Raw genomic sequence first — 26,296 nt, 5'->3', positions numbered from 1 at the left:
CCGGTCAGAAGGCGGTGGAGTTGCGCGGGTACCGCTCGCCGGCGAAGAGCCGGTCGGCGCTGACGACGGCGGCGGGATCGAGCACCTCGATCCGACCCGCGTCGGCGAGGGTGCGGGCGCTCATCCCACCGAGGTAGAGCGCCCCGACCGTGTCGATCCCCACCCGCAGCTGCGCTGGGGTAGCGGTGCGCTCGACCGCGCCGACGCCGTCCTCGATGTGGAGACGCCACGTGCCCCCGAGGTCATCGAACAGGGGGTCGTGGATGTCGAGGACGAGCGTGCCGTCGGCGAGGTAGCCGCGACCGGTCAGCGCCGCCTCGAGGTCGAGGATCCGGATCCATTCGCCGTCGGCGAGGGCGGTGCAGCGCAGCTGGCGCGGATCGGCGAGCAGCCACCGCAGCGGGTCGTCGGGCGTGAGGTACCAGCTCTGGACCGTCGCCATCAGGTCGATGTCGAACACGTACCTCCAGAGCGCGGCAGCGACCTTGGGGTCGGCGGCCTGGATCTCCTCCACGGTCAGCACCGCCTGCGACATGGCGTCACCCCACTTGCTCTTAACGCGGTAGGTCACGAAACCGTCGGGCTCGCCGTCGGCGCCGCGGTGCACCACGTCCTGGCGGGGACCCTCGTCGCCGTACTCCTCCTCGGGGTCGGTGAACAACGCCGCCCACAGTCCCGCCGTCCGGCCGATCTCGCCCGGCCGGTCGCGGCGGGCGTGGTCGTAGAGGGCCGGCAGCACCTCGCTCGCCTCGACCGCCGCCAACAGCTCGAAGTCTCCGACCGCGTCACGCTGAGAGGCGAAGGTGGAGCCGCCGCGAGTCACAGAGCCGCGCATCCGCAGCGTCGCCGCGCCGTAGCCGAAGCGGCGGTAGATGGTCGCCTCGGATGCCTCCAGCAGGGACACCGGTTCGCCGCGATCCCTCGAGTCGCGGAGGTGGTGGGTCATGAGCGCGGTCGCGATGCGGCGCCGGCGGTGGGTCGGCAGGACACCGACGGCGGTCACGGCGGCGCAGGGGAGCACGCGTCCGCCGGGAACGGCCAGGTCGGTGGCGAACACGCCACACGTGCCCGTGATGCGGTCCCGCTCGTCGAGCACGCCCCAGCGCCGATCGGGATCGACGTAGTAGGTCAGCGCGTCCAGGGTCTCGTCCTTCGTCCCGACCTCACTGAACGCGTGGTAGAAGGCACGGCTCCACTCCCGCGCGCGGTCGTCGGCGAGCGTGATCACCTCCACCGCTTGCCCCCCTGACGCTTGAGCAGGGACCGCGCAGCGTGGAAGCCGCCCATGCCGTGCACGCCACCTCCAGGCGGCGTCGCGGCCGAGCACAGGTAGACGCCGTCGATCGGCGTGGCGTACGGGTCCGGTGACAGCACGGGACGCGCGAACAGCTGGAGACCGTCCGACGCCCCGCCCGCGAAGTCGCCTCCGACGTAGTTGGGGTTGTAGGCCTCGAGGTCGGCGGGGCGGAACACGTGTCGGGCGAGGACGAGGTCGCGGAACCCAGGGGCGTAACGCTCGATCTGGCGCTCGATGCGGTCGGTCGCGTCGCCGTCCCACCCGTTGGGGACGTGGCAGTAGGTCCACAGGGTGTGCTTGCCGTCCGGGGCGCGCGAAGGGTCCGCCGCGCTGGCCTGCACCGCGAGCACGAACGGGCGGTCGACCACCTCGCCGCGTGCGACCGCCCGCTCGGCGCGAGTCAGCTCCTCGAAGGTGCCGCCGAGGTGGACGGTGCCGGCACCGGCGCACTCGTCGGCGAGCCACGGGACCGGACCGTCAAGGGCGTAGTCGACCTTGAACGCGCCGGGCCCACGGCGGTAGCGCCGGAGCCGTCTGGCGTAGGTGCTCGGCACGTCGTCCCCCACGATGGCCAGCAGCTGGGCCGGGTTGGTGTCGAACACGACGGCGTCCGCAGGGGGGATGTCGGCCATCGTACGCACGGGCGCCCCGGTGCGGACCTGGCCGCCGAGGTCGCGCAGCAGCGCGGTCAGCGCATCCGCGATGGCCTGCGAGCCACCTGCCGCGACCGGCCAGCCGTACGCGTGCCCTGCCGCGCCCAGCATGAGGAAGGCGGACGCGCTCAGCAGGTGCTCCAGCGGCAGGACCGCGTGCGCCGCGATGCCGGCCATCAGCGCACGTGCCCCGTCGGTGCGGAAGCGCCGGGCGATCCCCGCCGCCGAGCGCAGTCCCAGCAGCCCGAAGCGGGCCAGCAGGAAGGGATGCCGCGGGATCTGCACCATCGGTCGGGTGATGTCCTCGAGCAGCGCGTCGAAGCGACGCACGAACGGCTCGAGCGTGCGCCGCCAGGGCGCCCCGTCACCACCGAGCCCCTCGGCCGTGACGTCGAGCTCCCGGCGCATCACGGCGGCAACTCCGTGGTCGAGCGGGTGCGCGAGGGGGACCTCGGCGTGCAGCCACCGCAGCCCGTGCTCCTCCAGCGGCAGCGTGCGCAGGTACGGCGACGAGATCCCCATCGGGTGGGCGGCGGAACAGACGTCGTGGGTGAAGCCCGGCAGCGTGAGTTCCGCGGAGCGTGTGCCGCCCCCCACGGTGTCGGCCCCCTCGAGCACCAGGACGTGACGGTCCGCGCGCGCCAGCGCGACCGCGGCGGTGAGCCCGTTGGGCCCCGAGCCCACGACGACCGCGTCGTAGCGTTCGCTCACGTCGCCTCCACGCTCACCGTGCCTCCACGCGGGCCTTTGGCCTCCACGCGGGCCCTTGCCTCCGTGGAGGATCGTGCTCACATACGAGCACAGGTCTCCACGGAGGCTAGGGGGGTGCTAGGCGCGGGCGTCGAGGGGCTCGACGGTGTAGCCGTCGGGGTACAGGGTCGGGATGCGCTCGGCGCGGTAGACCGCCCAGCCGGGCCCGTCGGGGACCTCGCGGATGGTGAGGTCGAACACCAGCTCGCCCGAGTCGCGCTCGACCTCGACGATCCGCGCCCACGAGATGAGCGGGGCGTGCGACGGCGGGTGGACGAGACCGCCGTGCGTGATCAGGACCGTGCCCCCCGGCTGCGCGTCGGCGTCGCCCACGAACGGGGCGTAGATGGGCTCGCCGTCCTCGGTCGGCGGCAGCTTGTGCTCCCACACCTGACGCGCGGTCATCGCCTCCTCGTCGAGCTCGTAGATCACCGCGCGCGAGTACGGCAGCCGCTCGGGATCCTCGAGGTCGGTGCCGACGCGACGGTTGCCGTTGTCGTAGATCAGGATCGAGCCGTCGGGCAGGACCTGCGGGGCGTGCTGGTGGTAGAACCACTCGCCGCCCTCCTGGAGGGTGAAGTCGCCGGCCTCGCCGAGGCGCCACAGCAGCTCGCCGGCGGGGCCGTCCTCGTCGTCCTCGTAGCGGATGGCATCGACCGTGTCGGTGTGACGGTTCGACACGAGGAGGGCGTTGCGCTCCTCGTCGAGCACGACCGCGTTGGCGTGGGTCCAGTCGTGGACCGGCCACTGGTCGGGGTAGCGCCGCTCCAGGTAGGGGCCGCACCACTCCGGCACGACGACGCGGTCGAGGATCTCGAGCGGGTCGATGAGGTCGAACATCGACACCTCGCTCACGATCGCGCCCGTATCGGGCTCGAACTCCACGACGGTGTCACCGACGACGTCGTAGGTGCCGTCGAAGGGCACCTCGGCCTCGTCGCAGATCGGCTCGGGGAACTCGATCTCGCGCAGCTCGCGGGACAGCGTGAGCAGGTTGCCGCTGTCGAGCTCGACGACCTCGTGGTGCATCTGGTCGGTCTCGACCCGGATGACGTCCTCGGTCGTGACGGGGCGCCCCGATTCGTCCTCGGTCGCCACGTCGAGGGCCGTGGCGCCGCTCCACTCGCCGATCAGCTCGCCGGTCGGGGCGATGTCGCGGACACCGGTCTCGTCGTGGATGAACAGCAGCGACCCGTCCTCGGTGCGACGGACGTCCTCGATCGCCTGCTCCTGCTGGAAGTACCAGACGATCTCGCCGGCCTCGTCGACGGCGACGAGGAAACCACGGTCGTCGATCCCGTCCTCGCCCTCGGGCGGCTCGTACATCAGGTTGAACAGCGTCAGCCCCGGCTCCATGCCGCCAGGCTCGCTGACCGCGGCCTGCATCGGCGGCAGGTGCTCGGGCAGCGACCCGGTCGCGAACTCGCCGAGGTCAGTCCTTTCTTCCCCGATGACGGCGATGAGCTGGTAGGTCGTGTCCGGACGCAGGCCGAGGAGCGGGAAGCTCACGTCGTCGGCGGGGCGCTCGCTCGTGACCCGCCAGCCGATCCCGTCCGGTGCGTGGACGAGCAGGGCAGCGGCCGCGGGCTCGTCGAGCGCGAGCGTCACCTCCCCGATGAGCGGGTTGTCCGGGTCAGCGTCGACCGCGACCCGCACGACGATCGCGGCATCGTCGCGGTCGAGCACGGTCGTGGTCGTGATGGCGACCGCTCCTGCGGCGACGAGCGCGGCGACGGCGGTGTACGTGCGGGGGCTGGGCACGGGGCCCTCCTGGGACGTGTCGCGCCCCGGCAGGGTCGCGACGCCACCGCGCCCCGCCGTCAGTCCGCTCCGTCCGTACGGTCCCCGTCGCGGCTCTCGCCGAGCAGGACCAGCCCTTCCCCGTCGGGATCGACCTCGACCCGCGCGAGCTGACCATCGCTGATCTTGCCCGCGAGGAGCAACCGTGCGAGCTCGTCCTCGAGCACCTGGCGGATCACCCGCTTCAGCGGCCGCGCCCCGTAGACCGGATCGAACCCGCGGTCACCGAGCCACACCTTGGCCGCGTCGGTCACCTCGAGCGTGAGGTCGCGACCGGCGAGGCGGCGGCGCAGCCGGTCGAGCTGGATGTCGACGATGCGGGTCAGGTCCTCGCGAGTGAGGCGGTGGAAGATCTCGACCTCGTCGATGCGGTTGAGGAACTCGGGGCGGAAGTGACCGCGCACCTCGGCCATGACGCGCTCGCGCAGGGCCTCGTCGCTCAGGGACGGATCGAGGATGTGCTGGCTGCCGAGGTTGCTGGTCATGATCAGCACGGCGTTGCGGAAATCGACCGTGTGACCCTGGCCGTCGGTGAGGCGGCCGTCGTCGAGCACCTGCAGCAGGACGTTGAACACGTCCGGGTGCGCCTTCTCGACCTCGTCGAGGAGCACGACCGTGTACGGCCGTCGCCGGACGGGCTCGGTGAGCTGGCCGCCCTCCTCGTAACCGACGTAGCCGGGTGGTGCCCCGATGAGGCGAGCCACCGTGTGCTTCTCCTGGTACTCGCCCATGTCGATGCGGATCATCGCCCGCTCGTCGTCGAACAGGAACTCCGCCAGCGCGCGGGCGAGTTCGGTCTTGCCAACCCCGGTGGGACCTAGGAACAGGAACGAGCCCTGCGGGCGGTTCTCGTCACTGATGCCGGCGCGGGAGCGGCGCACCGCGTTGGCGACCGCCTCGACCGCCTCGTGCTGTCCGACGACGCGACGGTGGAGCTGCTCCTCGAGGTCGACCAGCTTCATCGCCTCGGACTGCATCAGCTTGCTGACCGGCACACCGGTCCACTTGCTGACCACCTCGGCGATCTCCTCCTCGGTGACCTCCTCCTGCAGTAGCGAGCCGCCCTCGGCGTGCTGCACCTCGATGCGCGTCTGCGCCACCTCGAGCTGCTTCTCGAGCTCGACGACCTTGCTGTAGCGCAGCTCGGCGGCCTTCTCGAGGTCGCCGTCACGCTCGGCGATGGCGGCCTGCTCACGCGTGCGCTCGAGCTCCTCCTTGACGTTCTGCAGCGTCGTGATGGCGTCCTTCTCCTGCTGCCACGAGGTCTTCATGGCATCGAGTTGCTCCCGCAACTCGGCCAGCTCGCGGTCGAGGTCGGCGAGGCGGGACCGCCCCGCGTCGCTCTCCTCCTTGGCCAGCGCCGCACGCTCGATCTCGAGCTGGCGGACGCGCCGGTCGACCTCGTCGATCTCGGGCGGCATCGAGTCGATCGCGATGCGCAGCCGCGCAGCCGCCTCGTCGAGCAGATCGATCGCCTTGTCGGGCAGGAACCGCGCGGTGATGTAGCGGTCCGACAGCGTCGCCGCGGCGATGATCGCGTCGTCGGTGATGCGGACACCGTGGTGGACCTCGTAGCGCTCCTTGAGACCACGGAGGATCCCGATGGTGTCCGCCGCCGACGGCTCGGCCACGTGGACCGGCTGGAAGCGGCGCTCGAGGGCCGCGTCCTTCTCGATCTGGCGGTACTCGTCGAGCGTGGTCGCGCCGATCATGCGCAGCACGCCCCGCGCGAGCATCGGCTTGAGCATGTTGCCGGCGTCCATCGCGCCCTCGGCCTTGCCCGCGCCCACGACCGTGTGCAGCTCGTCGATGAACGTGATGATCTGGCCCTCGCTGGCCTCGATCTCGCTGAGGACCGCCTTGAGGCGCTCCTCGAACTCGCCGCGGTACTTCGACCCCGCGATCAGCGCCCCGAGGTCGAGGTTCACGACGCGCTTGTCCTTGAGCAGGTTGGGCACGTCGCCCTCGACGATGCGGCGCGCGAGCCCCTCGACGATCGCGGTCTTGCCGACGCCGGGCTCGCCGATGAGGACGGGGTTGTTCTTGGTGCGGCGGACGAGCACCTGGATGATGCGGCGGATCTCGTCGTCGCGTCCGATGACGGGATCGAGCTTGCCCTCGCGTGCCTGTTCGGTCAGGTCCCGGGCGTACTTCTCGAGCGCCTCGTAGGTCGACTCGGGGGACTGGCTGGTCACCCGCTGGGTGCCGCGAACGTCCTTGAGCACGCCGAGCACGGACGAGCGCGAGACCCCCGCGTCCTGCAGGAGCTTGCCGACCGGGCCACCCGATTCGGCGAGCCCGATGAGCAGGTGCTCGGTGGAGCCGTAATCGTCGTTGAGCTGCTCGGCCTCCTTCTGGGCCTGCTTCAGCACCGCGATCAGGTTGGAGCCGATCGTCACCTCGGGCGAGGCGCCGTAGGCCGCTGGAAGCCCCTCGAGGACGGCGCTGAGCTTGCTGCGGAGCTGGGTGGGGGTCACACCCAGCCGCTGCACCAGCGGCAGGACGACGCCGTCGGGCTGGCCGAGCAGGGCCTCGAGCAGGTGGCCGGGGCCCGCCTCCGTATGGTGGCGCGCGCCGGCGAGCTCGGCGGCGCTCTGGATGGCCTCCTGGCTCTTCAGCGTGAACCGGTCGAAGTCCACGGTGGATCCTCCTCAGGTCGGTCTTAGGTCGGTCGGCGCCCCTGGCGACGCGGGACGCGGTGGGGTTGGACGTCGGTTCCGGCGACGGGGACGAGTTCGTAGCGGTGGCTACGGTGGGCCGCCTCGACATCGTCCTGGAGACGGCGGTACAGCTCCTGGATCATGCGCTCGAGTTCAGCGATGCGGCGCCGGCCCGACTCGAGCTCCTCCGCCATCTGCAGCACCATCCGCACCCCGGCGAGGTTGAGGCCCTCCTCCTGGGTCAGGTGCTGGATCAACCGCAGCCGATCGACGTCGCGGCGGCTGTAGCGGCGCGTGTTGCCCTCGGTCCGTGCCGGGTCGATCAGGCCCTTGCGCTCGTACCCGCGCAGGGTCTGCGGGTGCATGTCGGCGAGCTCCGCCGCGACGGAGATCACGTAGACCGGTTCGTCACGCTCGTCCACGGTTCACCTCACACCCCCATCCGCTCGTCGCGCGCGGAGGTGTCGTCGTGCTCGCCGAGCTGCTGGATCAGATCGCGCTGGGCCTTCGACAGCTTGGACGGGACCTCGACCCGGACGGTGGCGAGCAGGTCTCCCCGTCCTCCGGCGCGGGTCGGGGCGCCCTTGCCACGGAGGCGGAACGTGCGTCCCGTGGCGGTCCCCGCTGGGATCTTGATGGTGGTGGCCCCGCCCTCGGGGTCGGGAACCCGCAGCTTGGTGCCGAGGGCCGCCTCCGAGTAGGTGATCGGCACCTCGACGGTGACGTCGTCGCCCTTGCGGCCGAACACGGGATGCGACGCGACGTGGACGCGGACCAGCACGTCCCCGGCGGGCGCCCCGAACGCGCCGGGCGCGCCCCGGCCCTGCAGCCGGATCACGGCGCCGTCCTTGACGCCGGCCGGGATGCGGACCGACAGCTCGCGGGGCTTGACGTCCCGACCCGACCCGCCGCAGACCTCGCAGGGCTCGTCGACGACGGTGCCGCCGCCGTTGCAGGTGGGGCAGGGCTGCGCGATCGAGAACGGGCCCTGGTTGACCGCGATGCCACCCGAGCCCCCGCACTCCGGACAGCGACGGGGCTGGCTGCCGGGCTTGGCCCCGGTGCCGTTGCAGCGCTCGCAGATGCCGTCGCCGGTCACCCGCAGCGTCGTGCGGACGCCCTTGAGGGCCTCCTCGAACGTGAGGTGCACGTCCGCCCGGAGGTCGGCGCCCTTGCGGGCGGTGCGGCGGCGGGCGCCCATGCCCGGACCGAACCCGCCGCCGCCGCTACCGCCGCCGGTGCCGAAGAACCCTCGGAGCAGATCGCCGAGGTCACCGTCGAAACCCGCTGCACCGCCGTAGCCCGCCCCGAAGCCTCCGTGCATGGCTCCGAGTCGACGCAGCTCGTCGTACTCCTTGCGCTTGTCGTCGTCGCCGAGCACGGCGTAGGCCTCGTTGACCGCCTTGAACCGCTCCTCGGCGTCGGGGTCCTTGTTGGCGTCGGGGTGCAGCTGCTGGGCGAGCTTGCGGTAGGCCTTCTTGATCTCGGCAGCCGAGGCGTCCTGGCTCACGCCGAGCACGGCGTAGAAGTCCTTGTCGAGCCAGTCCTGGGATGCCACGCGTCCTCCTTACTGAGTCGTGCTACCGCTTCCGCTGCTTGAGCACTACCGAGTCGTGCTACCGCTTCCGCTGCTTGAGCACTACTTCTCGACCTTGACCATGGCGGCGCGCAGCACCCGCTCACCGAGCAGGTAGCCGGGGCGGAGCACGTCGACCACGAGCGGCTCGTCGTGGGGCTCGCCAGCGGCCTCGACCGAAGCCACCGCCTCGTGACGCTCGGGGTCGAAGGGCACGCCGGTGTCGTCGACGCGCACGACGCCGAGCGAGCGGATCGTGGCGATGAGCTTGCTGTAGACCAGCTCGAGTCCCTTGTGCAGCGACGCGACGTCGTCGGTCTTGTCGACCGACAGCACCGCCATGTCGAAGTCGTCGAGCACGTCCAGCAGCTTGGTCACGACCTCGGCGACGCCTGCGGTGCGCTGTGCGGTGCCCTCGCGCATGACGCGTTTGCGGAAGTTGTCGAACTCGGCCTGGACGCGTTGCAGATCGGCCAGGTACTCGTCGCGCTCGGCCGTGATGGCGGCGAGCGGGTCGGCCACGTTCTGCGCCTGGTCCACGGAGCCGCCGCTGTCGTCGGAGCTGTCGGTCGAGTCAGCGGCGATGGTCTCCGCCGCTGACGCGCGAGCCGCGGTGTCGTCGATCGCCTCGCGGGTGGTCTCGTCGGCCGCCTCCGGGACCTCGGTGCCCGCGGGGACCTCGGGGTCCGCCGGGGCGTCGTGGTGGGTGTGCTCCTCCATGGTCCTCTCCGGTCCGGCGAGAAGGGGGCCGGCGCGGTGCCGGCCCCCTGTGCGGTTGTCAGGCGTGGGTCACCTTGATCCGTCGCGGTCGGGCCTCAGGGGCCTTGGGCACCGTGATCGTGACGAGGCCGTCGCGGTAGCTCGCGTCGATCTCGTCGGCCTTGACACGGTCGGGCAGCCGCACGGCGCGGTGGAAGCGGCCGTAGCGCCGCTCGACCCGGCGGAAGCCCTCCTCGCTGCGGTCGTCGTAGAAGCGCCGCTCACCGGTGATGGTGAGCACGCTCTCCTCGATCGAGATCTCGACGTCATCGGGCGACATGCCCGGGAGCTCGACGTGGAGGATGAACTCCGCGTCGGTCTCCTCGACGTCGAGGGCCGGGCTCCACGCGCCGGCGGACGTCACCGGCGCGTCGGACGAGCCGAACACCTGGCTGAACATGCGGCCGACCTCGTCCTGGAGGCCCGCCAGCTCCCGGCCGGTCCAACGTGACATATCGGTTGCCATCGTGCGAACACCTCCTCGGTGCGTATCGGCTCGGGTTGTGACTCTCACGGTCGTCACGACGCCGCTTCCTGGTCGTCGCCTTCGTCGACGACCTCGGCGTCGATGACCTCGTCGGAGGAGCCAGCCGTCTCGCCGCCGGCGGCAGCATCAGCGGCGGCTCCACCCTGGTCGCCGGTCGCGGCGTAGATCGCCTGGGCCAGCGCCTGGGACTTGGTCGCGAGCGACTCCATCTTGGCCTTGATGGCGTCGGTGTCGTCGCCCTTCAGCGCCTCGCGGAGCTCGGTGAGCGCCTGCTCGACCTCGGCCTTCTGGGCCGCCTCGAGCTTGTCACCGTGGTCCTTGAGGCTCTTGCCGGTCTGGTACGCCAGGGCGTCGGCTTGGTTCCTGACCTCGGCGGCCTCGCGCCGCTTGCGGTCCTCCTCCGCGTGCGCCTCGGCGTCCTTGATCATCTGCTCGATGTTCTCCTTGGGCAGTGCCGAGCCGCCGGTGATGGTCATCGACTGCTCCTTGGCCGTGCCGAGGTCCTTGGCGTTGACGTGCACGATGCCGTTGGCATCGATGTCGAACGTGACCTCGATCTGCGGGATGCCGCGAGGCGCGGGCGGGATGTCGGTCAGCATGAACTTGCCGAGCGACTTGTTGTCGCTGACCATCTCGCGCTCGCCCTGGGTGACGTGGATCTCGACCGACGGCTGGTTGTCGTCGGCGGTCGTGAAGGTCTCGGACCGCTTGGTGGGGATGGTGGTGTTGCGCTCGATCAGCTTGTGAGCGATGCCGCCCTTGGTCTCGATGCCGAGGGACAGTGGCGTCACGTCGAGCAGCAGGACGTCCTTGACCTCGCCCTTGAGCACCCCGGCCTGCAGCGCCGCCCCGACCGCCACCACCTCGTCGGGGTTGACGCCCTGGTGGGGCTCCTTGCCGCCGGTCAGCTCCTTGACGAGGTCCTTGACGGCGGGCATCCGGGTGGAGCCGCCGACGAGGATGACGTGGTCGATCTGGCCGACGTTACCGCCGGCGTCCTTGATGGCCTGGTTGAACGGGCCGCGGAGCTTGTCGAGCAGGTGCGCGGTCAGCTCGATGAACTTGGCGCGCGACAGGGTCTGCTCGAGGTGCAGTGGACCCTGGTCGGTCGCGGTGATGAAGGGCAGGTTGATCGAGGTCTCCTGTGCCTGGCTCAGCTCGATCTTGGCCTTCTCCGCCGCTTCCTTGAGTCGCTGCAGGGCCATGTTGTCCTTCGACAGGTCGGGCCCGTGGTTGTCCTTGAAGGTCTTGACGAGCCAGTCGATGACCGCCTGGTCCCAGTCGTCACCGCCGAGGTGGCTGTCCCCGGAGGTGGACTTGACCTCGAACACGCCCTCGCTGATCTCGAGCACCGAGACGTCGAAGGTCCCGCCGCCGAGGTCGAACACGAGGATGGTCTGGTCATCCTCCTTGTCGAGCCCGTACGCCAGCGCCGCCGCGGTCGGCTCGGCGACCAGACGCAGCACCTCGAGGCCGGCGATCTCGCCCGCCTCCTTGGTGGCCTGACGCTGGGCGTCATCGAAGTACGCCGGGACGGTGATGACCGCCTGGACGACCTCGTCACCGAGGTAGCTCTCGGCGTCGCGCTTGAGCTTCATCAAGATGCGCGCGGAGATCTCCTGCGCGGTGTAGTGCTTGCCCTCGATGTCGGTCTTCCAGTCGGTGCCCATGTGGCGCTTCACCGACCGGATGGTCCGCTCGGCGTTGGTGACAGCCTGGCGCTTGGCGACCTCGCCGACCAGGACCTCACCGCCCTTGCCGAACGCCACCACCGACGGGGTCGTGCGGCTGCCCTCCGCGTTGGGGATGACGGTGGACTCGCCACCTTCGAGGGTCGAGACGACCGAGTTGGTCGTACCGAGGTCGATGCCGACGGCCTTGGCCATGGTTGCTGCTCCTCGCGGTTCGGTCTGGGGGGTCGGTGTACCGGTTCCTTGGTCGCCACGCAGGATACGCGTCCCAGCGCGCCGCGCAAGTCCACTGCGCCTCTTATGCTCAGTAGATCTGAGCTTAATACGCTCAGAATGTCTCGATGTGGTCCTTCCGCAGCACCCCCGGCACTGCCAGTGGATGAGGCCTAGGCTGGGGGCGGCAGGCGCGACCTCGGGAGGCGGAGCGGTGGACCGACGCGAAGCAGCGCGGCGTACCTGGTCGCTGGGCAACTACGTCGAGATCGGCAAGCGCCTCGCCGACGCCGCCCACCACCTCGCCGACCTCGCTCGTGTGGGTCCCGAGATGGCCGTGCTCGACGTGGGGACGGGCTCGGGCAACGTCGCGGTGGCCTGCGCGCGGCGGGGCGCCGACGTCACCGCCGTGGACATCACCGATGCCTGGTTCGACGAGGGTCGCCGCCGCGCCGCGGAGGGCGGGGTGACCGTGGCCTGGGAGCTGGCTGACGCCGCCGAGCTGCCCTACGAGGACGACCGCTTCGACCGGGTCGTGTCGAGCTTCGCCATGATCTTCGCCCCCGACCACGACGCGGTCGCGCACGAGGTGGTGCGCGTGTGCCGACCGGGGGGAGCCATCGCCTTCACCGCCTGGCGCCCAGACGCCCCCGTCGGCAGGGCCTTCGACGTCGTGCGCGCACGCCTACCCGAACCACCTGGAGGCTGGACCCGGGCCGAACGGTGGGGCGAGGAGGCCTACGTCGAGGAGCGCTTCGCCGACGCCGCCATGAGCTGGGGCTTCCACCCCGGACGCATCCGGTTCAACTTCCCGTCACTGGACGTCTACGCCGCGTTCCTGCTCGAGAACTCCGGTCCCCTCATCGCGGCCCGCGAGGTGCTCGAGCCGAGCGGGGCGTGGAACGACGCCTTCGACGACATGGTCGAGGAGCTCGCCGCGGCCAACGAGGCGGACGATGGCAGCTACGCCGCGACCCAGGCCTACCTCCTCGCCGTCGGCCACATCCCCACCTGACCCGACGATGTGTGTTTGGTGCGGGGTACCGCGTCAAACCACACACCCTCGGTGGGCTCAGTCGTGCTCCTCGGAGGAGGCGGGGGGTTCGATGGTCTCGCTGACGAGCGCCCCGATGCTCCCGACGACCGGCGGTTCGACTCCCTCCATGCCCTCGAGCGGCTGGGTGAACTCATCGAACTCGCCGACGAACGCACCCGTCTCGGGGTCGAAGAGCGCCACCATCCAGGCGTCGTTGGCGTGGTCGAAGCCGGCGAAGGCCACCACCTCGCGGCCGATCAGGTCCTCGAACGTCCCGCGGTAGTCCACGATCGCGTCGTCCAGCCCGCGGATGATCCGCAACGCCCGGATGGTGTGCTCCGGCGACGGGACCAGCGTGTAGCGGAACGCGTCGAGCATCCGCATGAACGCGTAGGACTGGTCGGGGCGCTCGGTGCGTCCTGGTGCTGGCGCTGCGCTGCCGTGCGATAGCGCCTCCGCCTCGTCCAGGGCGGGGTCGTCGATCGGCTCCAGAGGGGTGGGCTCGGGGAAGGGCGGGGTGTCGTCGGCATCCGCGACGATCGCCCGGAGTTCGTCGAGCGTGGCCGTGACCGGGACGTCCTCGGCGAGGACGCGCTCGGCGTAGCGCATGCTGCCGTCGGCCGCGACCCGGATCTGCTCCTGTGCCAGGTAGCGGACGGTATGGGTACCAGCGGGCCCCACGGTGGTGTGCAGCGCTGCGCCGACGGTGAGGACGACCCGCTCCTGGCCCGGGACCAGCGGGGCGGGGGCGGGGCGGGCCTCGTTCAGGGCGATGAGGTGGTCCACCGCCTCGTGCAGCGTCAGCTCGTCCCAGTTCGGCTGGACCGCGGGGAGGGCGGTGGGTTCCGCGGCGACCGGGGCGTCGACGGGCCGTGGGTCACGCGGCGGGTTGGCAGCAGGGTCCGGGCCGGCCTGCTCGGTCGGGGCGGTGAGGATGGCGGCCCCGGCGACCGCGGCGACGCTGACGGCGGCGAGGCCGAGCGCGAGCGGCCACCGCGCGAGGCGACGGCGGGCGTGACGGCGCTCCATCACCTCGAGCGCGTCCTCGGACATCCTGGTCGCTGCGGCGTGTTCCTCGAGCGTGGCACGGAGTCGATCCTCGACGCGGGTCATGCCAGCACCTCCTCGAGTTGCTTCAGGGCACGGTGGACGAGCGAGCGGACCGTGGCGGGCTTGCAGCCGAGGATCCGGCCGATCTCGGCGTCGTCGAGGTCCTCGTAGTAGCGCAGCACCACGGCGACGCGACGCCGTGGGCTGAGCCGATCCAGCTCGCGCCAGACATCGTGGTACTCGGGCGGTCCGGTCACGGGCTCGGCCGCCGCGGTCAGTGGGCGGAGCCGCCCGTGACGCCGGAGGTAGGACCGCCCCGCGTTGGCGACGGCACGTCGCAGGTACGCCCCGTGCACCTCGATGTCGTCCCAACGCCCGGCGATCTTCAGGTAGCAGTCCTGTACGAGCTCCTCAGCGACGTCGTTGCGGCTCACGATGAGACGGGCGAGCCGGACCATGTCGCCGTAACGGTCGTGGTACAGCGCCACGAAACCGGGAGGCCAGGCGTCCGCAGCCCGGGCCGAGCCGGCGGTCGTCGAGAGCGAGGACATCACGTTGGGGCTTCCCCTCCGTCGGGTCGCACCCCAGTGACGCGCCGAGTGGCGCGGCTGTTGCACCCGAGGTTGGAGGGTTGAGCCGAGGTACCGGCTCGACCTTCCGATCTAATGGTGCTCGTCGGAGGGGTCGGCGTGCTCGATCTGGCGGATCCAGGGCCGCGCGATCGGCCGACCGCGGAAGCTCAGGCGCTCGTCACCCCAGAAGTCGATCATCAGCACGAGCGGGAGCAGCACGAAGAAGACCAGGATGACGACCTGCCAGCTGTCCACCTCTACCTCCAGTGGCTCGAGTGGCTCGCACTCGCTGCCACCAACCTATCTCGACCTTCCGTGCAGCCGAGCGGCGCGATCAGCGGTCGATGCGCAGCAGGATCGATTCGGCGACCTCGTCGCTGATTGCCGCCTCGCCGCCCACGAGCACGATGCGCAGGATGTTCTCGGCGTGCACGTCGAGGAACTCGCCGATCTCGGGAGCGGTCCCGAACCCGTTCAGCCCGTCGATGAGGACCAGCACGCCGTGCCTCTGCTGGACCACGGCCGGCCCCGCGGCGAGCGAGTCGGGCCAGTTGCGGCCGGTCGCGAACCACACGGCACGGGGCTCCATGCCGACCTCGACCGAGCGGTCCGCGACCGCCCGCGACGTGCCGTAGCGGGTGTCGCCGGCGAGTCGCTCGGTGCTGGTGCCCAGCTGTCGCAGCTGCGCCTCCACCGCCTCGGACACCGCCACGGGTCCACCCACGACCGTGACCTCGCCGACACCGAGCGCATCGATGGCGGTCGCGGTCTCGACGGGGAGGTCACCGGCACGGGTGAGGAGGATCGGGACGCGCAGGTGCGCCGCGAGGGCGCTAACCGCCACCGCGTCGGGCCAGCCACGGTTGGGATCGACGTTGATGCCCTCGGTCACGAACGCGTCGGCGCCGCCCAGCTCGGCCGCGATGAGGGCGGCGGTCTCGAAGCGGTTCTCGCCGCCGATGCGGACCACGTCGAGGCCCATGCGCTGCAGCTCCGCCGCGATGGCGGGGGAGACGGCCTCGTCGCCGCCGAGCAGGTACGCGGTGCGCGCATCGAGCCGCTGGATCTCCTGACGGACGGCCTGGTGCAACGCGTCGCCCGGCGTCAGCAGGATCGGCGCCAACAGCTCCACGGCGAGCGGGCCACCGGCGAGCGCGTCGGGGTACGCGTCGGCGCGTGCGATGACGACGTTGTCGGTGGTCCCTGGGAAGGTGTCGCGGGAGACCTCGACGGAGGTCTCGGTGCGGTCGCGGCCCCCGTTGCGGTCGCTGTCGGTGGGCCCGTCGTTGTCGAGGATCGTCACGGTGGCGACGCCATCGACCACCTCGGCACCGGACACCGAGGACAGCTCGACGCGCAGCGTCTCGTCCTGTTCGACGAGGGTGTCGGGGAGCACGTCGATGCTCACCGCGGCACTGGTCGAGCCAGCGGGGATGACGACCCGTCTGGGCGCTGCTCGGTAGTCGGTACCTCGCGTCGCCGTCTCTTGCACGTCGAGCCAGTCGAAGGCGACATCGCGTCCGCTGATGGCAGAGAGCGTCGCTACGGGGCGGGCTTGCGTCAGCGTGGTGTCGCGCTCGACGGCATCGGCGTCCGAGAGCCGCAGCAGCGGAGGCGCGTCGTCGTCCAGGATCGTCACGCGTCCGGTGGCGTCCCCGATGGTGGCGTTGACCGGGTTGCCGAGGACGAGGTGGAAGGCTTCGTCGTCCTCGTGCATCGTGTCCTCGAGCGCCTCTACCAACACCTCCGCACTCGTCGCGCCGGCCGGGATCGTGACGGCCCCAGTTGCAGCCGTGAAGTCGAGGCCGTCCGTCGCAGATGCAGAGCGGGAACGCCAGCCGACGGTCACGTCCTTGCCGCTCGGGCGGTCCAGGCGCACCTCGATCGGGGCGGAGCCGCCCTCGGCCACGTCCACGTCTCCCACGGACACCGCTGCCAGGGGATCGTCGTCGAGGATGGTGCCGGTGCCGCGATCCGCGCCCGGGAGAACGTTCGCGTGCTCATCCTTGGACTCGATGACGACCCCGAAGGTCTCGTCGAACTCGTCGAGCACATCACCTTTGATCGGCACGCTGACGGTGCGATCCTCGGTCTCGCCCTGCGGGAACTCGACACTCCCTGCCAGCGAGTAGTAGTCCTCGTCGGCTTCCGCCGAACCCGGGAACGTCGCGTAGGTGACCGAAGCATGGTCGGCGGGTGGCTCGCTGATCGACAGGCGGAACTCGGCGACCGGGAAGTCTCCCTGGTCACCCTCGCTCACGCTGACGTCGTCGATGAGCACGACGGGACCACCGGTCACAGGGATCGTGAACGGCACCAGACGGTTGCCGACGGCGTCCGTGTAGCGCGTGGACGGATCGGGGGATCCACCGCAGCGATCGTACGAGATGGTGTCGCCCTCGGTCAGTCCCGCGACGACGACCTCGCGGAGAGCGCTGCCGTCGCTTCCACGCACGTCCGTGATCGGTGCACCGGTGGACACGCACCAGCGCGAAACGTCGTTGGGGCCGAACAGCGGTTCGCTGAACGAGACGAAGACCCGCTCGGCGGTGGCCGCCGCAGCCAGCGCCGTCGGCGCGATCGAGTCGAGCTCGTACACGGCAGTGCGGATGTCCGCCAGTTCGGTCAGGTTGCCGGACGGGTCCTCGGCACGCGCGAAGAACCGGTTGTGACCCTCGGGAAGCCGGCGGTCAGGCAGTTTCCCGCCCACGTTCTCCACGAGCACCTGTCCGCCGGAACCCGTCACCACCGCCTCGCCGACCTCGGGGTCATGCTCCGGCTCGTAGCCGGGACTGCCGTCGTTGAGGTAGATGTGGACGGTGTGGCCCTGCGTCACCGTGTCGAGCGTCACGTCCGGGGTCGGCTCGTTCGACCGCACGCGTCCGTTGCTGTCGAGAGGCTTGCCATCGATGTGGGTGAAGCGCGGGGCGCGTGGCGGGATGGCGTCGTCGGCGAAGTCGGAATCCCCGCTGACGAGGTTGAACGCCCCGTCGTGGTAGGCCTCGACGTCGGAGTTGTAACAGACGTGCGGGGTCGCGTCCTCACCAACCGGGACGGCCAGCGTCAGGGTCCGGCGCGCGTCCGTACCGGTGACCGCGGCTGGCCGAGACGATTCGAACGGGCAGACGCGCTCGCCGCTGGGTCCGATGGCCCAGTCGGAGGGCTGGTTGGGGCCCTCGACGGGCTCGCTGAACGTGATCTCGATGCGGTCGGTGGAGACCAAGCGCCAGGTCGTGATGAACGGCTTGGTGATGTCGATAGGGATCGAGTTGGACCTGCCCGTCTCGGGCGCCGCCGAGCCCGCGCGCGTGGTGACCTCGAGGTACAGCGAAGTGGCGCTCTGCTGGTCCTCGTCGAGCGGGCCGAGCGTGTAGTTGCCGCTGAGGACACCACCGACGTTGAGGACGCGATCGGTGGCGTCGCGGCGAGCGAGGACGCCGTTCTCATCGACGATGACGATGTACGCCGTCTCGATCGTGGCGTTGGGGTCGGCGGTCCCGCTGATCTCGATACGGCCGTGGTCCGCACCGGGACGGACGGCCGTGTGCCGCGGCGGAGGCTCGATGTGGGGCTGGGGCGGTGCGCCGAGCACCGGGAGCGCTGCGCTCGTCGTCGGGAGGAACGCGAGCAGCAGCGCCACGGCCAGGACGAGAGTCCAGGCGGCTCGGCTCTGCACGTGGGACATGATCGTGGCACTCCTGTGGGCTCCCCCCTCACGGCTCCGAGGGTACGCAGGAAGGGTCGCCCTCGCCGGGCGACCCCTGCTGCGGGCTCGGGAGATCAAGCCGCCGCGAGCACCGTGTCGCCGAACACGTTGCCCGCCCGGTCCACGTAGCGACCTCCAGCCGGTCCGCCGGCCTCGAAGAAGTCGTAGTAGACGCTGTTCAGGACGGTGCCGTCCCGCGTGTAGCGGAAGTCGTCCAGCGTCAGGGTGCGGGTGTTCCAGGCGCCGGTCACCTGCCCGACGTTGAACGCGTTCTGCTCGGAACCATCGGGACCACCGGTGACCGTCCAGTCCAGGGCCGAGTCACGGCCCTCGAGGATCGGCTCGCTCAAGGTCACCACGACGTCGCTGCCCGTGCCCTTCGTCACCGCCGCCAGATCGGGAGCCGTGAAGTCCAGGACGAGGATCTCGGTCCGGGCCCCGCTGGGGTTGAGGGTCGTGTCGAGCGCCCGCGCCACCACGGCGAACCGGTCGTCAGTTCGCGGGAGGGTCACCGTGAGCGTGATGGACGGCTGGGAGCCTGGCACCATCGGCTGCTGGACGTCTCCGCGGGCGAGCAGGTCGCCGCCCACGCGGTCGCGGTACAGCTCGACCCGGTGACCGACCGCGACCTGCGTGATGCGGACGCGGACCTGCTCCTGGTTGGTGAAGAACGCCTTCTTGGTCGTGTCGGTCGGGTGATCCTGCTGGGATGCGCGCCCGTTCACCGTGTCGATGAGCGGAACCGCTGGCAGGATGCCGTCGACCGCGGTCACCAGGTTCTCGGCCAGCTTGAGGTCGACGCGGTCGAAGGGACGTTCGCTCACCGGAGGCGCACGGTGCTGCACGCCAGGCGTCTCGTCCTCGCGCAGTGGCCGCTGGACGGTCAAGGTGATCGTGTCGCCGACGGGCGTGCCGTCGTCGTTGGCCCCGATGCCCTTGCTGTCGCCGAGCTTCACGTCCGAGACCACGTTGTCCTGCACCGACCACTGGGCGGCGTTCGGTCCGCCTGGCCAGGCGACGCGCTCGGACAGCGACACCACGATGGTCCGGTTGGTCTCACCTGCGATCCCGAGCGTGGCCGCGGAGTCGGACCGGGGAGAGGCCGTGTCGGCGAGGGCTCGCGGCGACACCGCCAGCGTGGTCTGCGGCGCCAGGTGCTTGACGGTCACGTTGAGCTCGACCTGGTCGGTCCCGGCCGCCAACGTGGGCGTGATGGATCCCGTGATCTTGCCGCTGTCATCGATCTTGATCTGCTTCGAGTCGAGCGTGATCTCCCCGTTCGGCTGCCCCGCCCGGTACTGCTTGACGGACGCCGCGGTGATGGTGCAGTCGCCGCAGGGCAGGCCAGCCTTGAGGACCTGACCGTCGAAGCCGAGTGAGCGACCCGAGCCAGCCGCGTCCAGCTCGCCCTTGACCAGGGATGCGGGGAGGAGCAGACGGAGGTCGTTGACGATCGGCGCGAGGCGATCGACCAGGAGCGTGTTGGTAAGTGCTTTGGTCACGTCGAGGACGACATCGTTGGTGTCGATGCCACCGAAGTCGACGGCGACGTCGTAGGCACCGTCCGGCACGACCCCACCGTCGATGGTGATGGGTTCGAAGACGAGCTGGGTGCCGCCGCTACCGCTTCCCGAGGAGGGCGTGGGCGGGACCACGTCAGGCGACTTCAGTCGCGCCCTGAAGACGGTCGCGCCGTTCGTGAAGACGATCTCGGTGCCGGCAGCGACGAGGTTCTCCGCCGAGACGGCACCGACGTTCTTGAACGTCGTCTTGAACTCGTAGGGCGTCGTTCCGTCCGGGTTGACGGCACGCGGCGTGAGCGTGTTCGCGACGAACTGCAGGTCCACGGCACGCTGGATGGCGATCGAAGGCGTCACCGCGTCGATGGCGTTCACGCCGGTGGCCGTCACGTCGGCGGTGAGGGTCGTGGTCGTTCCGCCGGCGCCGCTCGCGAAGGTCGTGTCGCACACGATCTCGTGGAGCGTGTCGCCAGCCGAGACATCGGGCGTGGGGGCCAGGCTCCGCGGATCGGGGCAGACGCTCGAGGTGTTGGCTCCCGTGATCGCGGCGGAGCCGACCACGTCGGTGCTCGCGCGGTTGATGACCTTCAGGCTGACCCGCGCCGTTTGGCCGGCCGTGACGGTGTTGTCGGTCGCGCGTGCAGGCGCGGCGATGGCGACCTGGGTGACCTTCAGCACGGGGAAGGTCACGGTCAAGGCGCCCTCGGAGGACGGACCGTAGCTGGAGGAGGTGACGCCGTCAGCCGACGCCGACACACCCCAGGTGCGCGTCTGGTCGGTCGCGGGACGGGCGACGGTGGCGGTGAGCCCGAAGGTGGCGCACGTCCCTGGGAGCAGCGTCCCGCCGTAGTACAGCACGCGCGCGCCGCCAGCCAGGATGGAGGCGTTCCAGCCCGTGGGCGGCTGGGTCGTGAGGCTGCCCGCTACGAACATGTCCGGTGGCGGGAAGACGCTGACGTACGACACCGGCTGCGAGTCGGTGCCCGCGGTCGGGTTGCAGGCCTGCACGTTGAAGCGGTGCCCGAGCTCGCCCGCCAGCACGGTCCGCGCGGTGGTGATCTGGGCGGTCCCGGAAGGTGGCGCCGCGAGGGCCGGGAGTGTGGTCGCCACCATCGCGGCAGCCACGAGGAGCGCCACGAGGCCGATGGTGCTGCGGATGCGTCGTGCGGTCATATGTCGTCCACCTCATCGTGGGGGGTCGCTGGCGCCGGAGGGGCCCCACGTGCGCCGGAGCGTGTCCGGCGTTACACCGTGAGTACTTCGACGGACGGTCCGTCCGTTCCTGCTTCGGTGGCGTGGTCGGGACCGACCGTCTCATCCTCATCAACGGGGACTAGTCCGGTCGGGTGACGTCAAGGCGCCCTGGCGAGCGCTCAGCGCACGCGGCCGGCCGTACGGCGTACCTGGCGGTCGGGGTGGCTCAGGTCGCGTCGGGCAGCACCACGCGCAGCGGCTCGACGAACCCGTTGTCGGCGAGCCACCCCCGCGAGAGCAGGAGCACCGCCACGTACGGCGTGCCTGGGTCGAGTGCCGGGCAGTCGCCGTCGCACGGCTCCGCCGCGAGCACGTCGAGGACGACGAGGCTCCCACCCACGAACACGGCGTCCACCGGCGCCCCGAGGGTCTCCGGCGCGTACGGCGCGGCTCGGTCCTCGAAGCGGACGAGGACACCAACGCCGTCGGGCAGCTGCGACACCCCCGGAAGACCCAGGGTCGCTGCCGACCTGCCAGCTGCGACGCGGACCGGAACCCTCGCCTCGGGCCCCTCCAGCGACACCACGGTCACCTCCGACCGTGGCAGGGCGTCGAGCTCGGGCGAGAGTGGCGGCAGCGACGTCGCGGCAGCCACGGTGGGACGGTCTCCCAGGGGCTGCGCCGATGGCGCCGGCGCGGGCCCCTCGGACGAGCACGCTGCGGAGAACAACGCGACGGAGGTGGCCAGAACCGCGACGACGTGTCGGTGCACCGGCGCAACCTACCCGACCGACACGGCGCTCATGTCCGCCTCCATGAGCCACCCGGCGGTGACGCCGACGGAGGCGAACCAACCCTGCGCCACCTCGAGCGCGGCGGTGTAGCCGTGGTCGGGGGCGTAGGTGGGGCAGCTGCGCCCGGCGGACGGTTGCGGACAGGGCTGCATCGCCAGGATCGTGCCGATCCGGCCAGCGGCATCGACGAAGGCGATGTCCAGCGCGACGTGCGTGTTGAACATCCAGAAGCCCCCCGCGCGCTCCCCGGGGAACGCGAACAGCATGCCCGTCCCCGCCGGTAGCTCACGCACCTCCATGAGCCCGTGGCGCCGGGTCTCGGCGGTCGCGGCCACCTTGACCGGCAACGTGACCTCCTCGTCGCCGTCGGGGCTACGCAGGAGCACGATTGTCTCGGGGTACCCGTCGACGCTGGGGTGCAGCGGCGGGACGGTGAGAAGGCTGGCGGCCGCGGACGCGCCCGTCGGAGAGGGCGACATCGGCGCCGGTGGTGCGAGGTCGCTGCCCACGCACGATGCCAGCAGCAGCGAAGCCAGCAGCAGCCCACCGACGCGGATCTGGATCACGCCGGCGAGGCTACCCAGGACCAGCGCCGAGAAGCGGCGGTGCCGGGGCGCGCGCCCCGGCACCGTCCGCGTCGTGCGGTCCGGATCAGGCGTTGAACACGGTGTTGGGGAAGGCGTTGCCGGCCCGGTCGAAGTACCGTCCACCGCTGGGTCCGCCGGCCTCGAAGAACTCGTAGAAGACCTTCGAGAGGGTGGTCGTGGCCGGGTCGTAGCGGAAGTCGTCGATCGTCAGGACCCGGCTGGCCCAGCTGCCGGTGACGGAGCCGACGTTGAGCGCGTCCTGACCGCCGTTGGCGGTGACGGTCCAGTCGAGCGCGCTGTTCCTGCCCACGGTCACCGGCTCGTTCAGCGACACCGTGATGTCAGTCCCGTCGCCCTTCGCGGCGCCCACGATCGTCGGAGCGGTGAAGTCGAGATCGAGGATCTCGTTGATCGCACCTCCCGGGTTCAGGCCCGGGTCGACGGCTTGCGCCACGATCGTGAGCCGCTGGTCCGTCTCGGTGAACGTGGGCGTGAACGTGATGCTCGGTGATTGGCCGGGCGGAGGTTGCTGGACCTCGCCGCTGGCGAGGACGTCGCCACCGACGTTGCCTTCGTACAGCGTCACCTCGTGGCCGACGGCCACGCTCGTGATGCGGATCTCCGGTGTCGCGTCGTTGGTGAAGAACGCCTTCTGGCTGCCGTCCTCGGTGTCGTTCTGCAGCGCCTTCCCGGCCACCGTGGCGATCACCGGCACCCGCGGGATGATGCCGTCGGCGGCCACGATCTGGTTGCTCTGGAGCTTCAGGTCGACACGGTCGAACGCGCGCGGTCGCACCGTCGGCGGCTGGTACTGCAGAGCGGGCCGCTCGTCCTCCTCCAGGCCCTTCTGCAGCGTCAACTCGACGATGTCACCGATGATGGTGCCGTCATCGTTGGTGTTGATGTCCTTGCTGTCCTGCAGGACGGCGTCCGCGACGAGGTTGTCCTGCACGTTCCAGTCCGCCGGCGACATCCCCTGCGGGAACGCGACGCGTTCGCTGAGGTGCAGGATGATGGTGTTGTCGGTCTCGCCGTCCCCGGCGAAGCCGACGGTCGTGGCGGTGTCCGAGCGCGGGGCGATGGTGTCCAGCAGCGTCCCCGGCGACTCCACCTCGGCTGATAGCACCGACAGCCGCACCACCCTCACCTGCAGCTTGAGCAGGTCGTTGGGGGCGGTGTAGGTCAGCGTCGCGGAGCCGCTGATGTTGCCGGAGTTGTCGACGCTGATCTGACGGCCGGAGCCGCTGGTCTGCAGGGCGTGCTGCTCGAACAGCGTGCCGTCGGGGGCGTACTCGTTCACGAACGCCTGGGTGATGGTGCAGTCGGCACACGGCCCGCTATTCGTCACGACGGCGCCCGAGAAGGTCACCGGCCGCCCGGAGCCGGCCGCCGCATCCTCGCCCTTGACCAGCGACGCAGGCGGGTTGAGCGCCAGGTTGTTGATGGCGGGTACGTCACTGTCGAGGACCAACTCGTCGAGCGTCAGGTCGACGCTGATCGGGAGGTCGTTGCTGTCGATACCGAGGGCACGGAACACGGTCTGGTACGTGCCGTCCGCCAGGGAGACCTTCACCGGCACGAACGTGAGCTGCGTGCCGCCCGACCCCCCGCCCGAGCTCGGCGTGGGCGGGATGGTCTCGGGTGACTGCAGGTTGGTGAGGCTGGCGCCGCCCACGCGCAGGTGGCTGCCGCTCGTGACCAACTGCTCCGCGGCCGCGACCCCGAGGTTCTTGAACGTGGCCCGGAACTGCCAGTCGGTCGTCCCGTTGGGCACGATCACGCGGGGGTTGAGCGAACCCGTCACGTACTGCAGCAGCACCGGTGCCTGGATCCTGATGTTGCCCGTCTGCGCGTCGAACGCGTCCACACCAGTGGCGGTCGCGTCGCCGACGAGCTGGACGGTGTCGCCCGCGGCTGCGGTGGCGAACGTCGTCGAGCAGGTGATCGTCTGGGCGTCGGGGCCGTTGTTCAAGGTCGTGACCGGGCACGAGGAGGTGGTGGCGTCCGGGCCCGTGTCCCTGATCGTCGGGGTCACCTCGAGGGCGTTGTTGGACGAGCGGTTGAGGACCTGGAGCTGCGTGGTGACCGTCTGCCCTGCCGTCACGGTGCCGTCGGCGGCACGGACGGGCGCGGTCACGGCGATGGAGACGACCTTCAGCACCTTGAACACCGTCGTGGTCGCGCCCTCTGTGGCCGGCCCGTAGAAGGTGAAGCTGATGCCGTCGTTGCTGGCGGACACACCCCACTCACGGGTTTGGTCGGTGGCGGGCCGCGTGATGTCGGCCGTCAGGGTGAAGTTGCCGCACTGGCCTGGCAGCAAGGTCCCGCCGTAGAACAGCACCCGGGCACCGCCGGCCAGGATCTGCGAGTTCCAGCCGAACGGCCCGCTGGCTGACAGGTTCGTGAGCATGTCCGGCGGAGGGAAGACGCTGACGTAGTGCACGGTCTGGCTCTCGGCGCCGGGGTCGGGATTGCAGACCTGTAGGGTGAAGTCCTGGCCGGTATCGCCGGCGAGAAGCGTCCGCGCCGTCGTGATCGACGCCGTGCCGCGTGGGACAGCGGCGTACGCCGGAAGCGCGTACAAGGCCAGCCCCAGGACCAGGGCCAGGATCAGGGCGGCGGTTCCACGTCGGTTCGCCGTAGTCATCACATCACCTCGTTGCGTCATCGGACGGCCGCCCGAGGGCGGCCCAACCGGGGAGGGGTCGTCTTCCACGTGCTCCACTTCGACACCGGGAACCCGAGTTCCTGCCTCGATGTGGACAACTTCTCCCACTCCTGCTACCCCGGCCCGGCACCGGAGGAAGGCACCCCCCGTGCACGAACTCGCCGTGACCGCCATCGGAGGCGACCGTCCCGGCATCGTCGCCGCCATCGCCGAGGTGCTGCACCGGCGGGGTGGCAACGTCGAGGACTCGGCCATGACCGTGCTGGGGGGCCACTTCGCGGTGATGCTACTGGTCGCGACCGAGGACGAGCCCGCCGCGCTGGCCCGAGCGCTGACCCAGGCGACGGTCGACCTCGACCTCACCATCACCGTCAACCCGACCGGCGAAGGGCACGCGAGCGCGGCACCGACCCACGTGCTGTCGGTGTACGGCGCCGACAAGCCCGGGATCCTGGCGGGGGTGACCCGCTGCCTGGCGGAGCAGGACGTCAACATCACCGACGTCGAGTCGCGTCTGCTGTCGCCGGGCGATGCGCCGGTCTACGCGCTGGTGGTCGAGTGCTCCATCGGCGAGGACGGCGTGGAGGGGGTGCGCGACGCCGTCGCCGCGACCTGCACGGAGCTCGGCGTCGACCACTCGCTGCGGACGCTCGACACGGAGACGTACTAGTTGCCGGTCCGTGCCATCGTGCGCTACCCCGCTCGCGTGCTCAAGGACGGCACCGTCCCGGTGGGGACGGTCGACGAGGCCGCGCGGGAGCTCGCGGCCGATCTCGTCGACACGATGCTCGACGCCCCGGGCTGCGTCGGGCTGGCCGCCCCGCAGGTCGGCAGCGATCGGCGGGCCTTCGCGCTCGACATCTCCCGCATGAAGCGGCCCCACCCCAACCACGGGCTGATCGTGCTCTTCGACCCCGAGCTGCTCGTCGCCGAAGGGGGCGAGGTCCGGCGCGAGGGGTGCGCATCGGTGCCCGACTACACCTGCGACATCCGACGCGCCACCGAGGTCGTGGTGCGCGGGCTCACCCCCGACGGGACGCCGCGTGTGATCGAGGCCGAGGGCTTCGAGGCCCGGGCGCTGCAGCACGAGCTCGACCACCTCGACGGCTACCTCATCCTCGACCGGGTGAGCTCGCTCAAGACCGACGTGTTCCGACGCAAGCGCTACCTCTGACGACGGCGCAGATGCGTTCGTTCGGCGCGCAACCGCACCCCTAGACTCCGCCCCGACGTGACGCCACGCGTCGCGCCGTCGACCTCCGGAGGTCCCCCGCGTGGATGCC

General features: G+C 70.6%; 20 protein-coding genes. 3 read left to right on the top strand and 17 right to left on the bottom strand.

Going from position 1 to position 26,296, the window contains the following annotated elements; genetic code table 11:
• Window positions 1-4: 4 nt before the first annotated feature.
• The 9 genes from KY469_09400 to dnaK form a co-directional block, all read right to left on the bottom strand.
• Window positions 5-1,234, bottom strand: a complete 1,230-nt coding sequence (locus KY469_09400) for a GNAT family N-acetyltransferase (protein MBW3663300.1) — start codon at window positions 1,232-1,234, stop codon at window positions 5-7.
• The gene (locus tag KY469_09395) at window positions 1,225-2,661 is read right to left on the bottom strand and encodes an NAD(P)/FAD-dependent oxidoreductase (GenBank protein MBW3663299.1); all 1,437 of its coding nucleotides are present in this window, start codon (window positions 2,659-2,661) and stop codon (window positions 1,225-1,227) included. The genes KY469_09400 and KY469_09395 overlap by 10 nt, the downstream gene beginning before the upstream one ends.
• 117 nt (window positions 2,662-2,778) lie before the next feature.
• Window positions 2,779-4,461 (bottom strand): aryl-sulfate sulfotransferase, encoded by a 1,683-nt coding sequence (locus KY469_09390; protein MBW3663298.1) that lies wholly within the window; start codon window positions 4,459-4,461, stop codon window positions 2,779-2,781.
• Window positions 4,462-4,520: 59 nt separating this feature from the next.
• Window positions 4,521-7,139, bottom strand: coding sequence for an ATP-dependent chaperone ClpB (gene clpB / locus KY469_09385; GenBank protein ID MBW3663297.1), 2,619 nt, complete (start codon window positions 7,137-7,139; stop codon window positions 4,521-4,523).
• Between the two features lie 23 nt (window positions 7,140-7,162).
• Entirely contained in the window at window positions 7,163-7,525 is a 363-nt protein-coding gene (locus tag KY469_09380; GenBank protein ID MBW3663296.1) for a MerR family transcriptional regulator, read from the bottom strand.
• 65 nt (window positions 7,526-7,590) lie between these two features.
• Entirely contained in the window at window positions 7,591-8,718 is a 1,128-nt protein-coding gene (gene dnaJ, locus KY469_09375) for a molecular chaperone DnaJ (GenBank protein ID MBW3663295.1), read from the bottom strand.
• Window positions 8,719-8,799: 81 nt separating this feature from the next.
• Window positions 8,800-9,456 (bottom strand): nucleotide exchange factor GrpE, encoded by a 657-nt coding sequence (locus tag KY469_09370; GenBank protein MBW3663294.1) that lies wholly within the window; start codon window positions 9,454-9,456, stop codon window positions 8,800-8,802.
• Between the two features lie 58 nt (window positions 9,457-9,514).
• Window positions 9,515-9,961, bottom strand: a complete 447-nt coding sequence (locus KY469_09365; protein MBW3663293.1) for an Hsp20/alpha crystallin family protein — start codon at window positions 9,959-9,961, stop codon at window positions 9,515-9,517.
• Between the two features lie 53 nt (window positions 9,962-10,014).
• Entirely contained in the window at window positions 10,015-11,868 is a 1,854-nt protein-coding gene (gene dnaK, locus KY469_09360; GenBank protein ID MBW3663292.1) for a molecular chaperone DnaK, read from the bottom strand.
• A 232-nt stretch (window positions 11,869-12,100) separates the two neighbouring features.
• On the opposite strand from dnaK, the gene KY469_09355 reads away from it, so the two are divergent.
• Entirely contained in the window at window positions 12,101-12,901 is an 801-nt protein-coding gene (locus KY469_09355) for a class I SAM-dependent methyltransferase (protein ID MBW3663291.1), read from the top strand.
• Window positions 12,902-12,958: 57 nt separating this feature from the next.
• On the opposite strand, the gene KY469_09350 is transcribed toward KY469_09355, so the two are convergent.
• The 8 genes from KY469_09350 to KY469_09315 all read right to left on the bottom strand — a co-directional run bounded on the left by KY469_09350 (window position 12,959) and on the right by KY469_09315 (window position 24,992).
• Entirely contained in the window at window positions 12,959-14,035 is a 1,077-nt protein-coding gene (locus tag KY469_09350) for a hypothetical protein (protein ID MBW3663290.1), read from the bottom strand.
• Window positions 14,032-14,526 carry a SigE family RNA polymerase sigma factor gene (locus KY469_09345; protein MBW3663289.1) on the bottom strand — a complete coding sequence of 165 codons (495 nt, stop codon included), beginning with the start codon at window positions 14,524-14,526 and terminating at the stop codon, window positions 14,032-14,034. The genes KY469_09350 and KY469_09345 overlap by 4 nt, the downstream gene beginning before the upstream one ends.
• A 108-nt stretch (window positions 14,527-14,634) precedes the next feature.
• On the bottom strand, window positions 14,635-14,799 hold the full coding sequence (locus KY469_09340; protein ID MBW3663288.1) for a hypothetical protein: 165 nt from the start codon (window positions 14,797-14,799) through the stop codon (window positions 14,635-14,637).
• Between the two features lie 79 nt (window positions 14,800-14,878).
• Entirely contained in the window at window positions 14,879-18,229 is a 3,351-nt protein-coding gene (locus KY469_09335) for a cell wall-binding repeat-containing protein (GenBank protein ID MBW3663287.1), read from the bottom strand.
• A gap of 95 nt (window positions 18,230-18,324) precedes the next feature.
• Window positions 18,325-20,943: a hypothetical protein gene (locus KY469_09330; GenBank protein ID MBW3663286.1), complete on the bottom strand. Its 2,619-nt coding sequence runs from the start codon at window positions 20,941-20,943 to the stop codon at window positions 18,325-18,327.
• A 247-nt stretch (window positions 20,944-21,190) separates the two neighbouring features.
• Window positions 21,191-21,736, bottom strand: a complete 546-nt coding sequence (locus KY469_09325; GenBank protein ID MBW3663285.1) for a DUF192 domain-containing protein — start codon at window positions 21,734-21,736, stop codon at window positions 21,191-21,193.
• Window positions 21,737-21,745: 9 nt separating this feature from the next.
• A complete protein-coding gene (locus KY469_09320; GenBank protein ID MBW3663284.1) occupies window positions 21,746-22,387 on the bottom strand; it encodes a DUF192 domain-containing protein in 642 nt (213 codons plus the stop codon).
• 22 nt (window positions 22,388-22,409) lie between these two features.
• On the bottom strand, window positions 22,410-24,992 hold the full coding sequence (locus KY469_09315) for a hypothetical protein (GenBank protein ID MBW3663283.1): 2,583 nt from the start codon (window positions 24,990-24,992) through the stop codon (window positions 22,410-22,412).
• A 169-nt stretch (window positions 24,993-25,161) separates the two neighbouring features.
• Here KY469_09315 and KY469_09310 point away from each other — a divergent pair, with 169 nt between their 5' ends.
• Together KY469_09310 and def are read left to right on the top strand one after the other, a co-directional pair.
• Entirely contained in the window at window positions 25,162-25,683 is a 522-nt protein-coding gene (locus KY469_09310; protein MBW3663282.1) for an ACT domain-containing protein, read from the top strand.
• Window positions 25,684-26,187 (top strand): peptide deformylase, encoded by a 504-nt coding sequence (gene def, locus KY469_09305; GenBank protein ID MBW3663281.1) that lies wholly within the window; start codon window positions 25,684-25,686, stop codon window positions 26,185-26,187.
• Window positions 26,188-26,296: the final 109 nt, after the last annotated feature.

Source organism: Actinomycetota bacterium, from assembly GCA_019347575.1.
Taxonomy (GTDB): domain Bacteria; phylum Actinomycetota; class Nitriliruptoria; order Nitriliruptorales; family Nitriliruptoraceae; genus JAHWKY01.
The sequence above is the reverse complement of the archived record's forward strand: the minus strand, read 5'-3'. Positions and strand labels throughout refer to the sequence as shown.

Coding starts and splice junctions, on each gene's coding strand:
- KY469_09315 (MBW3663283.1), bottom strand. CDS start 24,992: ATGACTACGGCGAACCGACGTGGAACCGCCGCCCTGATCCTGGCCCTG.
- KY469_09330 (MBW3663286.1), bottom strand. CDS start 20,943: ATGACCGCACGACGCATCCGCAGCACCATCGGCCTCGTGGCGCTCCTC.
- KY469_09365 (MBW3663293.1), bottom strand. CDS start 9,961: ATGGCAACCGATATGTCACGTTGGACCGGCCGGGAGCTGGCGGGCCTC.
- KY469_09335 (MBW3663287.1), bottom strand. CDS start 18,229: ATGTCCCACGTGCAGAGCCGAGCCGCCTGGACTCTCGTCCTGGCCGTG.
- KY469_09370 (MBW3663294.1), bottom strand. CDS start 9,456: ATGGAGGAGCACACCCACCACGACGCCCCGGCGGACCCCGAGGTCCCC.
- KY469_09350 (MBW3663290.1), bottom strand. CDS start 14,035: ATGACCCGCGTCGAGGATCGACTCCGTGCCACGCTCGAGGAACACGCC.
- dnaK (MBW3663292.1), bottom strand. CDS start 11,868: ATGGCCAAGGCCGTCGGCATCGACCTCGGTACGACCAACTCGGTCGTC.
- KY469_09380 (MBW3663296.1), bottom strand. CDS start 7,525: ATGCACCCGCAGACCCTGCGCGGGTACGAGCGCAAGGGCCTGATCGAC.